Origin of the sequence: Methylophaga nitratireducenticrescens (assembly GCF_000260985.4) — a bacterium.
In the GTDB taxonomy this organism is placed as follows: Bacteria; Pseudomonadota; Gammaproteobacteria; order Nitrosococcales; family Methylophagaceae; genus Methylophaga; species Methylophaga nitratireducenticrescens.
On the sequence record NC_017857.3, the window covers coordinates 2,632,388 to 2,645,461 of the forward strand.

Below are 13,074 nucleotides of genomic sequence, written 5' to 3' on the forward strand. Positions count from 1 at the left end.
GTTTAAATCCAGCTGGTGGAGTTATTGAAATTGCGGGCCATTATACTGCAATGGGGAAAGACCGAAACCCTGTCTCAAATCTGCATGAACAGATGAAGTTCAGCCTAACGTATCCGCCCAGATGTTTTCGGCCCATCCCTGAGCATAACGACCTTCTTGTTCACTGGCCGTATCAGAAACCCCGCCGCTGGGATGAGGAACCATATCCTGACTGTTTTTATCATATCGATAAACTGCGGCAACATGCCCTGCTTGCTGTCCATCGACAAAACTGTAACAGGTATTACTGAAGACAGGTTGTTGCTCAGGCAATTCATCACGCAACAAAGCAATCACTGCAGCAGCACACACTTTAGCCTGCTGGTTAGCTATATGTGCAGATTTTGGTAGTTTGGCCGCCACCGCATCACCTACCACATGCACTCGTTCAACTGCTGTCGACTCATAGGTCAGAAAATCTACATCACACCAGCGAGTATCAACATTAATCACGCCAGCCATTGCAGCCACCGCACCAGCTTTCTGTGGTGGGATGACGTTTAATACATCTGCCTGATAACGGTCAAAAAAGCTTTCAACCACAAGATTGGCCACATTGACCGACTCAAGCGGGTTCATTGGCTGATACTCAATCAACCCACCATACTGCTGTTGCCACGCTTCGGTAAATAAGGCTTTTTTAGAGACGATATCCGGGTTGGCATCCAATATCAGCAATTTACCGCTGGGATTATGCTGTTTCAGATATAAAGCGATCTGACAGGCACGCTCATAAGGGCCGGGAGGACAGCGAAATGGCGCTGCAGGTACCGTCATTATGACGACACCACCTTGGCGCATGGACTTTAATTGATTGCCAAGCAATACGGTTTGAGGACCAGCCTTCCAGGCATGAGGAACGTGCTGCTGAGCCTTAACCGTTGCCAGAATGGGTAACTGATCGTAAATAAACTCAACACCGGGAGAAATAATCAACCGGTCATAATTCAGCCGGCTATCATCCGCTAGCCAAACTTTTCGTTTATCTACATCGACTGCTGTGACTTCTGAATGAATAAAACGGATTGATCTGTCAGCCTGCAAATGATCATAGTCATGCGTCAATTGTTGCAGACTGCGATTACCACTGAGGATCAGGTTACTTTGCGGGCAGGAGATAAATTGACGGTTTTTTTCTATCAACGTGATATCAAGATTGGGGGCCCACATGGCAAGGTAACGTGCTGTAGTAGCACCGGCAAATCCGCCGCCAACAACGACGACTCTTTGCTTCTGACGGCGATAACAGGCCGTAGATAAACCCAATGGCATAGCTGCCATAGCTGATAGATAGGCTGCATTTTTTAACACTTGTCGACGCTTGATAGTCATATCAGAGCTCTCAGCTGTTATTTTAATGACTCAGGAGACTTTTTCACCCTGAGCCTGCAGATCCGCATGATAAGAGGATCGCACCATTGGTCCGCTGGCAACGTGTTCAAAGCCCATTTCCTTACCTGCTACTGCCAGCTCGTCGAATTCGGCAGGAGTGACAAAACGCTCAACAGCCAGATGATGCCTGCTAGGTTGCAGATACTGGCCCAGCGTCAGCATACGACAACCATGATCGCGTAAATCCTGCATCACTTGTTTAACCTCATCAATCGTTTCCCCAAGTCCCAACATCAGGCCCGATTTAGTGGGCACTTCAGGATGCATTTGCTGAAAGCGCTGAATCAGCTCCAATGACCATTGATAATCCGAGCCAGGACGAACGGCTTTATAAAGTCTAGGGATACTCTCCAGATTGTGATTAAAAATATCCGGTGGATTATCCGCCAGTATTTCTAATGCCACATCCATACGACCGCGAAAATCAGGCACCAGCACTTCAATATGGGTTTGCGGAGATTGCTGACGGATTTCACTGATGCAGCGACTGAAATGCGCTGCGCCACCATCACGTAAATCATCACGATCTACCGAAGTCACTACCACATGTTTGAGCTGCATGGCGGCAATGGTTTTTGCCAGATGATTCGGTTCATTTTCATCCAGCGCATCAGGCCGACCATGGGCCACATCACAGAAAGGGCAACGTCTTGTACAGATATTGCCCATGATCAGAAATGTCGCCGTACCATGGGCAAAACATTCCCCCAGATTAGGGCAGGAAGCTTCTTCACACACGGTGTGCAAATCATGATCCCTAAGCATTTGTTTTATACGCTGCACTTCAGGTGTACCCTGTGCTTTGGCACGGATCCATTCTGGTTTGCGTTTAGGCTCACTGGGCATGATTTTTATAGGAATACGCGCGACTTTTGATGCACCTTTCAGTGCTTTTACATCACGTTTTACCGGGTCAACCGTTTCATTCATGTTTAGCTACCTTGTTGCATCTGTGAGATAAAAACAGACACAAATTGTTGTTTTACTGAGGCCATATCTTTGTTTACTCCCAGGGTTTTCATATCGGTCATTCGCATTCCGGCATACCCGCAGGGGTTGATATCGGCAAAAGGCTGCAAGTCCATATCGATATTCAAACTCAGACCATGATAACAGGCGCCGCGTTTGACCCGTAATCCCAGTGAAGCAATTTTCGCTTCGCCACAGTACACTCCGGGTGCATCTTTACGGGCATAGGCATCAATATTGTGTTCGGCCAGCATGGTAATAACAGTGTTTTCCAGACAACTGATCATATTGCGTACCCCCATACCGTGACGACGTAAATCAATCAATGGATAAACAATTAACTGTCCCGGACCATGGTAGGTTATTTGCCCCCCACGATCCGTTCGTACCATCGGAATTGTATTTTGTCTCAGCAGATGACTGTCCTGACCATTAAGCCCTTGAGTGTAAACAGGATAATGTTCTAATAACCACAGTTCATCTTCGGTGTGATTATCACGTTGCAGCGTGAACTGCTGCATGGCGACTAATGTGGGTTGATAATCCCGCAGGCCGAGATCCTGTATCTTCATCAGAGCACGTATTTAACGGCTTGATGACCGCTGAGTTCCTGATAGATGGCGTCCAGTTGTTTTTTACTGGTCGCCTCAATGACCACAGTGATGGAAGTATATTTTCCCCCCGAACTCTGTTTACTGGTAACGGCTCCCTCAGAGATAGCACCAGCATGTTTGCGGATGATTTCCACCACAATATTATCCAACTGCGGGTGGGTTTCTCCCATTGCCTTTACCGGATATTCACAGGGAAATTCCAGTAACGTTTCTTCTCCGTTAGATTCACTCATCAGCTTACCTCTTGTTTATAGCGCTGAAACAAGACGTTCATTTGTTGCCATACTTGTCCGGGCTTACCGGTACCGACGATTTCACCATCCAACAAGGTAACGGGAACCACTTCTTTGGTTGAACTGCTGATCCAGATTTCATTTGCGTTTCGCATCGCTGACTCACTGACGGCTCTTTCATGTAACGGCATATCGTTTTGTGCTGCCAACTCGATAATCAAATCCCGGGTAATGCCAGGCAGTACTTTTTCATCTTTTGGCGCAGTAAAAATGACGCCGTCAATGACCACATATGCATTACTGGCTGAGCCTTCGGTCAGGTAATTGTCGCGAAGCAATAACGCTTCCTGTGCACCAGCATCCTGTGCCAGCTGCTTCATCAGGCTGTTCGCCAGTAAGGTAGTAGCTTTAATATCGCAACGCATCCAGCGAATATCGGCTGTGGTAATGGCTTTGATACCATCCGTTTTCCAGCTCTCGGCAACCGGATGCAGCGGATTACTCATCATAAACACACTGGGTGCCACACCAATCGGGAAGATATGGTCTCTTGGTGCGACCCCCCGGGTGACCTGCAAATACAATGATTGATCACCCGCATTATTCCGAGCAATCAAGTCATTAATAATGTCGGTCCATTGCGCATCTGAGAACGGGTTTTCGATCCGTACACCATCCAGACTGTTCTGCAATCGCTGTAAATGCCTATCGAGTAAAAAAGCGTTTCCGGCATAAACCGGAATCACTTCATAAACGCCATCACCTAATAAATATCCGCGGTCATACACAGACACCTTAGCTTTGTCAGCTGGGATAAATTCGCCGTTAAGATAAACTATTGCCACGAAACATTAACCCCAGATAATCATTAACAAACTGTCGAGGATTCGTCTCCACCAGCTGCCTTTTTCAACCTCATCCACAGCAACCAGCATACGAGTGGCAACCACTTCATCGCCCAAGCGGATTTCCACCTCTCCCAGCTCAGTGCCTTTGGCAACTGGAGCGACAACAGGCTGTTGGATATTAGTGGATGCCTGCAAGTCTTTATAACGCCCACGAGGAACCGTAATAGACAATGGCTGCGCCAGGCCCAGGTTCAGCTGATCAGTTTGCCCCTTCCAGACTTTGGTTTGGGTAATCGCCTCATCTGCCGCGTAAAGCTGATGCGTTTCAAAGAAACGGAAACCAAAATTAAACATTTTCTGGATTTCCTGGGCTCGTGCATTTTCACTTGCTGTGCCTAAAACTACTGCAATCAAGCGCATACCATCACGTTTGGCCGAAGCAGATAAGCAGTATCCTGCCTCTTCGGTGTGACCTGTTTTCAATCCATCAACCGTATTATCACGCCATAGCAATTTATTACGATTATGCTGAGTGATATCGTTGTAGGTATATTCCTTTTCGGCATACCATTTGTAATGTTCCGGAAAATCTCGGATTAAAGCTGCTGAAAGGATCGCAATATCATGTGCCGTGGTGTAATGCTCTGGTCCAGGCAAACCTGTAGCATTCTGGTAATTGGTGTTGACCATTCCCAATTTCTGAGCATATTGATTCATCATCTGGGCAAACACTTCTTCGCTACCAGCCACATGTTCAGCCAGCGCTACAGCAGCATCATTACCAGATTGCACGATCATGCCACGCAACAGGGCTTCCACGGTCACCTTGGTGTTCACCTCGATAAAACTGCGTGAACCAATCATACGCCAGGCTTTTTCACTGATTAAGACTTCATCATCAAGTTTAATATTGCCATCATGGATTTCCTGCGAAACAACATAAGAAGTCATTAACTTGGTAATACTGGCCGGTGGCAATCGCTCGTCGGCATTTTCGGACATTAAAATATGCCCGCTATCGTAATCCTGCAAAATATGTGCAGTCCCCGCAATTGAAGGTGCTGTGGGATTCGGCGTGATCATTCCCGCTGAACTGATAGTGGCGACACTGAACAATAACCCTGCCAGGCTCATTTTGAAAATTTTAATCATTTAGTTACTCTCAATAAAAAACAGTTATTCCTTGATAAGTCGGGTATCAGAAAAACCTAATCCCATTAGTTGATTAGCGATTCTATCGCCATACTCAACACTTTCAAGTGGGCCAATCCGAACCCGGTATAAGGGAGTTTGAGCACGTTCAACAGATGAAATATGAACCCGCTCTTGAATCTGTTGTTGAACTTGTTGCTTTATCTGTTCTGCCCTGCTTAATGTGCTGAATGCGCCTATTTGCAGAAACAGTGCGACTTTCCCAATTGTTGAAGTGGGGGCTGGCACAGTAGTATCAGCTTTGGGTGTTACATCAGCGATTACGACGTTTTTCGCGGCAGTCGAGGCGACGACATTTTTGCTGCTGATTGCCCGTACTTCTACCAGGCCGGTGCCTTTATCTATAATTCCCAGTTTGGTTGCGGCGCTATAGGATAAATCTATCAGTCGATCATCATGAAACGGTCCACGATCATTAATTTTTACCACCACCTTTCGTCCATTCTCCAAATTGGTGACTTCAGCATAACTGGGTAAAGGCAACGTTTTATGAGCAGCCGTCATCGCATACATATCGTACGGCTCACCACTGGAAGTGCGTCTGCCATGAAACTTTGTACCGTACCAGGATGCCTTGCCACGCTCTAAATAATTTTCACTACTGGTAAGGGTGTAATATCTTCTGCCGAACACTTCATACGAAGCGGGATTTCCATATTTACTTCGTGGTTCATCACGTGGGACTGCATCCGGGATTTTCGAAACATCCGGTTTTGCTTTTGGTGCAGAATCCTGTTGTTCAGTCACTGTTCCACAGGACCAAAGCCCCGTCAGCATTACCGATAACGTCAAATACTTAACTACACGCCGTTTCATTTTACAGACTCATAACCATCACGAATCGCTTCTGACAGTTGGATAACAGCCATGGCATACATACGGCTGTGATTGTAACGGGTTATCGCATAAAAATTCTGCCGACCTAACCAAAGCTCTTCACCATCGGGCTGGGTCAGGCTGAAAACGGTAATCGCATCTTCACCTACCGGTAATTGATCAGTGGACAATCCGGATTTCCTTAGTTCTTCACGGGTCACGGTAGGCTTCAATCCGCGATCAATCAAATCCTCTGGCAGGTCATTACCTGCATATTCTGTCCTATGCACAATACTTTGGTCTGGCTGCCAGCCGTGGCGACGTAGATAATTAGCAATACTGCCGATAGCATCTGTTGGATTATTCCAGATGTCACGGTGACCATCATTGTCAAAATCAACAGCATATTCGCGAAAACTGCTTGGCATAAACTGTCCCAGTCCCATTGCTCCAGCATAAGATCCGACGGGTTCCAACTGAGACATCTCTTCTTCACGAGTCAGTATCAGAAAGTTTTTCAACTCCGAGCGGAAAAAAGGGCTGCGAGGAGGATAACGAAAGGCCAGGGTTGATAAGGCATCGATTACTCGGAAGCTCCCCATATTTCCACCAAAACGGGTTTCTACGCCAAGAATAGCCAGAATTATTTCAGCAGGTACACCCAACTCTTTTTCAGCTCTTTCTAACGTATCGGCATGTTTTTTCCAATAAGCTACACCCGCATTAATGCGGGCCTGATCGAGAAATATCTCGCGATATTCATACCAGGGTTTACTTTTCTCAGCCGGCCTCGAAATCGCTTTGAGGATGCTGTCTTTGACTTCAACCTGAGCAAACAGTGCTTTCAGTTCTGCCCTGTCAAACGCATGCTCCGTAACCATTTCATCAATAAAAGTATCCAGTTCAGGTAGTTCTGAATTGGCAAAGGCTGGCATCACTATCAAGCTTGACAACATAATGGTAATGTACTTTTTCACGGTGACATCATCCTCCGATGCGTGTGTATCGACATCAGAATACCGAAGCCTGCCAGCAAGGTCACCATGGATGTGCCTCCATAGCTGATCAGTGGCAGCGGTACCCCGACAACAGGTAAGAGACCAGTAACCATTCCTACATTTACAAATACATAGACCAGAAATGTAATGGCAATACTGCCCGCTAACAATTTCATATAACTCATTTGTGCTTGGGCAGCAATGTACAAGCCTCTCGCAGTAATTAACAGATAAACTGTAATCAATAGAATCAAGCCTATCAGACCAAACTCCTCAGCAATCACGGCAAAAATAAAATCGGTGGAGCGTTCCGGTAAAAATTCTAAATGTGACTGAGTCCCCTGCAACCAGCCACGACCATGTAAGCCACCTGAGCCAATCGCGATCTTAGACTGAATAATATGATAACCGGCGCCAAGTGGATCCGATTCAGGATTAAACAAGGTCATTACCCGGCGCCGCTGATAATCATGCATGAAATACCATAATACTGGCGCAGCCGCAGCAGCCAGTGCCAGAAAGCTCATGATCAGTCGCCAGGAAACACCCGACAGAAAAACCACGATCAACCCCGAGCTGGCAATTAATAATGCCGTTCCCAGATCGGGCTGTTTGGCAATTAGCAAGGCTGGAACAGCAATCATCACCAGTGCAAAAAACATTCTGGTAAAACTGGGGGGTAAAGGCCTCTCTGCCAGATAAACCGCAATGACCAAAGGAACTGCCAACTTCATAATTTCTGAAGGTTGAAAGCGAAAAAAACCCAAATCTAACCAGCGCTGAGCGCCTTTTCCTATCGTACCAAACAACAAAACGGCAACCAGCATTAACAGTCCGACCGCATAAATCCAGAAAGCAATATCCTTCAGCCTATCAGGATGTATTTGTGCCAGGATAATCATCACCGTAAGAGCGATTATCATCCGGACGCCCTGGCGAAGTAATAAACCGGTATCCTCGCCACCACTGCTGTAGAGCACGACGAAACTAAACAATAATAGCGTCAAAATACCCAGTATCAAAAAGCTGTCCAGATGCGCACGCTGCAACACAGAGTTCCATTGAAGCCTGGGAACCCTGCGTCGGTCCTGCAGTAGATGACTCATCGCTCTTGGCGATTGTCTTACCTCATTCTGTAGCTGGCTCATCAGTCTCAATTCCAAAATAAACATCGATAAGCTTACGTGCGATCGGGGCGGCGGTGGCACTGCCACTGCCCCCATTTTCAACTACTACAGCAATAGCAATTTCAGGATCTGTTGCCGGGGCAAAAGCCACAAATAGCGCATGGTCATGTAATTTTTTGGCCAATAATTCAGCATCATATTTTGCATCCTGTGCTATTCCAAAAACTTGCGCTGTGCCAGTCTTCCCTGCAATTTGGAAGGGTAAATTGGTTCCGATATGTCTTGCCGTGCCGCGTTTACCGTGAACCACTTCAACCATTGATTCGATTACCGATTGCCAGTGACTGGATTTTTGTATGGGTAAACTGTCAGCTTGCTGCACACCCAACAATTGCATACCTTCGTCATTATCCGCTTTAGTAGCACGAACCAGTTGCGGGGTATAAACCGTTCCCATCATTCCAAGGGTTGCAGTAGCATGCGCCAGTTGAATCGGGGTCATCTGATTAAATCCCTGACCAATACCGGAAATCAGCGTTTCACCGGGATACCAGGCCTGATTACGCTGATTGCGTTTCCATTCTCTGGAAGGTGACAAGCCTTTGCTCTCACCTGGAATATCAACCCCTGTCTGATGACCAAAACCAAACAAATCCAGAAAGCCATGCAACCGATCAATCCCTATCGCATGTGCTAAATCATAAAAATACACATCACAGGATTCGGCCATGGCACTTTTAAGGTCAACATGACCATGTCCAACTCGTTTCCAGCAGCGATAGCGGTGAGTATTGCCCGGTAATGAATAAAAGCCTGGACAATATGTGCGACTTTGTTGAGTTACGACATTTAACTCCAGACCGGCCAGAGCAACAAAAGGTTTGAACGTGGATCCCGGGGGATAATGTCCGCGTAAAGCACGATCAAACAGGGGCTGATCGATGGAATCACGTAATTCTGCATATTCTTTAATACTGATTCCGGTCACAAAAGAGTTTGGATCGTAATCAGGTTTACTGATCAAGGCTAAAACACCACCCGTTTTTGTGTCGAGTACGACGACGGAACCATTATATTCACCTAATGCTTCTGCGGCTGCCTGCTGCAGATTGATATCAAGATGCAAATACAGATCCTGTCCTGCAGAGGCCGGTTCACTGAACAGTTCCCTAACGGTGCGACCCTGCACATTGGTTTCAACCTGACGATAGCCTACTGTGCCATGCAGCAAATCTTCGTATTGTTTCTCAACGCCGGTTTTACCTATCTGTAATGTACCTTTGTAATTTTGCTGATCAATTACTTGCATTTCCCGCTGATTAATACGGCCAACATACCCTACTGCATGCGCAAAAAGCGGTCCCTGTGGATAATGTCGAATCAAACGACCAACGACATCAACCCCGGGAAAACGATGACGATTAACCGAAAACAATGCCACTTCTTTCTGAGTCAGTTGATTACGAACGACTATCTCTTCGAATGCTCGATGACGTTTACGACGCTCATTAAACGCCTCAATATCTTCAGCAGTTAGCGATAGCAGCTCGGACAATTCGGTGATAGTTTCATCCAGATTCTCTACCTTCTCCGGAATTAACTCGAGACTAAAGGTCGGAATATTTTCGGCCAGTAACACCCCATTACGATCGTAAATAAGTCCGCGTTGTGGAGGAAGAGGTTCAATATCCACTCGATTACGGTTGGATAGAGAATCAAAATGTTCAAATTCAACTATCTGCAGCATCACCAGTCGAAAAATAATGATGCCGAACAAAATTAAAGAAAAAAGACCTGCGAATATCAACCGGTTGCTGACCAGCCGACCTTCACGAAAATGGTCTTTAAGCCTGTGGCGGGGATCAATCACAATCAGCTGACCTGAAAACTACGACGAAGTTTCCGTAATACGGCATACACAAAAGGCCAGACGAGTGTACTTGTCAAGACGGTCAACCAATGATTCCAGGTAACGTTAACCGGTGCGCTTAACATCACAATAAAATGCACCAAGAATATCAGTGACAATATGGTAAAAGCCTGTTGCCACAAAGGATATTGACGAAGTTGCAAGTGTAAACGGCCCACCAGATAAATTACCAATGCATAAGCAAAAGCATGAACGCCTAACAAACCACCGGTTATTACATCCATTACCAGCCCGGTAAACCAGGCAATTCCAATACTTACCCGTTGGGGCAAAGCCATCGCCCAGTAAATCAATGTCATTGCGACCCATTCGGGGCGTGCATAACGAAAACTATCCGGCAATGGTACCAACGTTAACAATATGGCAAATAATAAGGTAATGTAAATAACACTGGTATGTTGTGATTTTACCAACACCATCAGTTATTTCCCTCTGATGGAGTCATAAAATCATCGACAACCGGCTGACTTTCTTTTGCAGGTAAATCATCCTTTTCAGCCTGCAGAGGGAAAGTAATGCCAAAATCAATTTTTTCACCCGGTAACACCAACATAATTTCCCGACTAGTTGATAAACGGGCAGCTGGTGTAACATTAATTTCAGCGAAAGATTTTCCTTGGGGGAAGTCTACTGAACTTACCTTTCCTACAGGATACCCAACCGGAAACCGTCCTCCCAGACCAGAAGTTACCAATAAATCTCCCACACGCACATCAGCATTATGTGGTAAAAACTCCATCTGCAAATTTTCACCCAAACCACGTCCAGTAACCACAGCCCGTAAACCATTTCTGACAATCTGGACGGGGATGCTATGACTGGGATCTGTCAACAATACTACCCGACTGGAAAACTGGCTGACCTCAGCAACCTGCCCCATCACTCCCAGGGAATCAAGGACAGGTTGTCCTTCATAAACACCAAAGGTTTCTCCTTTATCGATGATGACATGCTGATAAAAAGGATCTAAGTCGACACTAAGTAATTCCGAGACCTGCACACGTTCCTGGAGACGAAATGACGAACCAAGCAGTTCGCGCAAACGCATATTTTCACTTTCCAGTGCCTGCATTTTCTGCATACGGACACTATTGGTGAGATTTTGTGCTTCAAGTTTCATAATTTTTTCACGCAGTTGCCGATGCCCCTGAAAAAAATCAGAAAACCAATTAGCCATATCCTCTGGCATAGAAGCAATTTTTTGTATCGGATAAACAACCGTCGACAACGTCGCTCTGACAGGTTTGAAATAATCCAGTCGAGAATCTACAAAATACAACAGAAGTGATGCCACTAAAGCAAGTAGCATGCGTGTATTTAACGAAGGTGTTTGGGTAAATAACGGTTTAATGGCTCAGTTCCGAAAATGAAAAAACCTTTACAAACAACCTTGCTATTTGTAAAGGTCAAAAACCAACATCAATGTGACTGAAGACTATTCAAACGTAAATACGTCGCTCCCGCGTTCGTCAATAAGTTCCAAAGCACGGCCACCTCCTCTGGCAACACAGGTCAGCGGGTCTTCTGCGACGATGGCTGGCAAGCCGGTTTCTTCCATTAATAGGCGATCCAGGTCTCTTAGTAACGCACCACCACCCGTCAGGACAATGCCTCGTTCTGCCACATCAGCCCCCAGTTCAGGTGGCGTTTGCTCCAGTGCTGTTTTCACTGCGGCAACAATACCAGCCAATGGATCCTGAAGTGCTTCCAGAATTTCGTTACTGTTTAACGTAAAACTGCGCGGAATACCTTCCGCCAGATTACGTCCACGAACTTCCATTTCTCTGACTTCATTACCCGGATAGGCTGAACCGATTTCTTTTTTAATTTTTTCAGCTGTCGCTTCACCAATTAATGTGCCGTAATTACGACGGACATAATTGACAATGGCCTCGTCAAACAAATCACCACCGATTCGCACCGAAGCGGAATAAACAATGCCGTTCAGCGAAATAATCGCAACTTCAGTGGTACCACCACCAATATCCAACACCATCGAACCGCTGGCTTCTTCTACTGGCATACCAGCACCAATGGCTGCTGCCATCGGTTCCTCAATCAGAAACACATCTCGAGCACCAGCACCGGCAGCAGATTCACGAATGGCTCGACGTTCAACTTGCGTTGATCCGCAAGGTACACAAACCAAAACGCGCGGGCTTGGTTTTAAAAAACGTCCTTCATGTACTTTTCGAATAAAATGCTGCAACATTTTTTCGGTGACGGTGAAATCGGCAATCACACCATCTTTCAATGGACGAATCGCAGTGATATTGCCAGGAGTTCGCCCTAACATTCTTTTAGCTTCTGCACCTACCGCAGCAATCGAGCGAGGGCCGCCTGGGCCCTTATCCTGTCGAATTGCCACTACCGAAGGTTCATCCAAAACGATGCCCCGGCCGCGCACATAAATCAGCGTATTGGCTGTACCCAGATCGATAGACAGATCGTTAGAGAAGATCCCACGTAAACGTTCAAACATTGAAGAAACCACATCCGGAAGAGGTAAAATGGATACTTTAGCAATGCTCAGGTCTGTTGGGCAAGCAACTAATGATTTAAACTTCATCTTTGTGAAATCAATTAACTTACGGGACGACTCATGAGTTTAGATAAATCCGATGTAGAAAAAATCGCGCATCTTGCGCGGCTTGCCATTGATGAAAGCACCATTCCTGATTACGCCCGCGATCTGAATAACATTCTCAACTTGGTCGAACAGATGAGCGCTGTAAATACCGATGCTGTGAGTCCCATGGCGCACCCTCTGGACGCACACCAAAGATTGCGTGAGGATGTGGTATCCGAAACTGATCAACGTGAATTATTCCAGTCTATTGCCCCTAAAACCGACGCTGGCGTCTACCTGGTTCCACAGGTCATCGAATAAAATCCA

Annotated in this window: 14 protein-coding genes; 1 reads left to right on the forward strand and 13 read right to left on the reverse strand. The window is 46.2% G+C overall.

What is annotated here, in order from left to right; genetic code table 11:
* Positions 1-99 precede the first annotated feature (99 nt).
* The 13 genes from Q7A_RS12455 to Q7A_RS12515 form a co-directional block, all read right to left on the reverse strand.
* Positions 100-1,371 carry an NAD(P)/FAD-dependent oxidoreductase gene (locus Q7A_RS12455; protein ID WP_014707967.1) on the reverse strand — a complete coding sequence of 424 codons (1,272 nt, stop codon included), beginning with the start codon at positions 1,369-1,371 and terminating at the stop codon, positions 100-102.
* A gap of 30 nt (positions 1,372-1,401) precedes the next feature.
* Positions 1,402-2,361 carry a lipoyl synthase gene (gene lipA / locus Q7A_RS12460; protein WP_014707968.1) on the reverse strand — a complete coding sequence of 320 codons (960 nt, stop codon included), beginning with the start codon at positions 2,359-2,361 and terminating at the stop codon, positions 1,402-1,404.
* 2 nt (positions 2,362-2,363) lie between these two features.
* A complete protein-coding gene (gene lipB, locus Q7A_RS12465; protein WP_014707969.1) occupies positions 2,364-2,972 on the reverse strand; it encodes a lipoyl(octanoyl) transferase LipB in 609 nt (202 codons plus the stop codon).
* Positions 2,972-3,247, reverse strand: a complete 276-nt coding sequence (locus tag Q7A_RS12470; protein ID WP_014707970.1) for an HP0495 family protein — start codon at positions 3,245-3,247, stop codon at positions 2,972-2,974. Before Q7A_RS12470 ends, lipB begins: the two co-directional genes overlap by 1 nt.
* Positions 3,247-4,092: a D-amino-acid transaminase gene (gene dat, locus Q7A_RS12475; RefSeq protein ID WP_014707971.1), complete on the reverse strand. Its 846-nt coding sequence runs from the start codon at positions 4,090-4,092 to the stop codon at positions 3,247-3,249. The genes Q7A_RS12470 and dat overlap by 1 nt, the downstream gene beginning before the upstream one ends.
* A gap of 6 nt (positions 4,093-4,098) precedes the next feature.
* Positions 4,099-5,247: a D-alanyl-D-alanine carboxypeptidase family protein gene (locus Q7A_RS12480; protein ID WP_014707972.1), complete on the reverse strand. Its 1,149-nt coding sequence runs from the start codon at positions 5,245-5,247 to the stop codon at positions 4,099-4,101.
* Between the two features lie 24 nt (positions 5,248-5,271).
* On the reverse strand, positions 5,272-6,123 hold the full coding sequence (locus Q7A_RS12485) for a septal ring lytic transglycosylase RlpA family protein (RefSeq protein ID WP_014707973.1): 852 nt from the start codon (positions 6,121-6,123) through the stop codon (positions 5,272-5,274).
* A complete protein-coding gene (gene mltB / locus Q7A_RS12490; protein WP_014707974.1) occupies positions 6,120-7,100 on the reverse strand; it encodes a lytic murein transglycosylase B in 981 nt (326 codons plus the stop codon). The genes Q7A_RS12485 and mltB overlap by 4 nt, the downstream gene beginning before the upstream one ends.
* Complete coding sequence (rodA, locus tag Q7A_RS12495) at positions 7,097-8,227, reverse strand: rod shape-determining protein RodA (protein WP_041354690.1); 1,131 nt, start codon at positions 8,225-8,227, stop codon at positions 7,097-7,099. The genes mltB and rodA overlap by 4 nt, the downstream gene beginning before the upstream one ends.
* A gap of 22 nt (positions 8,228-8,249) precedes the next feature.
* Positions 8,250-10,118, reverse strand: a complete 1,869-nt coding sequence (gene mrdA, locus Q7A_RS12500; protein WP_014707976.1) for a penicillin-binding protein 2 — start codon at positions 10,116-10,118, stop codon at positions 8,250-8,252.
* 2 nt (positions 10,119-10,120) lie between these two features.
* Positions 10,121-10,597 carry a rod shape-determining protein MreD gene (gene mreD, locus Q7A_RS12505; RefSeq protein ID WP_014707977.1) on the reverse strand — a complete coding sequence of 159 codons (477 nt, stop codon included), beginning with the start codon at positions 10,595-10,597 and terminating at the stop codon, positions 10,121-10,123.
* Positions 10,597-11,529, reverse strand: coding sequence for a rod shape-determining protein MreC (gene mreC / locus Q7A_RS12510; RefSeq protein ID WP_269147709.1), 933 nt, complete (start codon positions 11,527-11,529; stop codon positions 10,597-10,599). Before mreC ends, mreD begins: the two co-directional genes overlap by 1 nt.
* 84 nt (positions 11,530-11,613) lie before the next feature.
* Positions 11,614-12,660 (reverse strand): rod shape-determining protein, encoded by a 1,047-nt coding sequence (locus Q7A_RS12515; RefSeq protein ID WP_041354692.1) that lies wholly within the window; start codon positions 12,658-12,660, stop codon positions 11,614-11,616.
* A gap of 120 nt (positions 12,661-12,780) precedes the next feature.
* Here Q7A_RS12515 and gatC point away from each other — a divergent pair, with 120 nt between their 5' ends.
* A complete protein-coding gene (gene gatC / locus Q7A_RS12520; protein WP_014707980.1) occupies positions 12,781-13,068 on the forward strand; it encodes an Asp-tRNA(Asn)/Glu-tRNA(Gln) amidotransferase subunit GatC in 288 nt (95 codons plus the stop codon).
* The last annotated feature ends 6 nt before the right edge of the window (positions 13,069-13,074 follow it).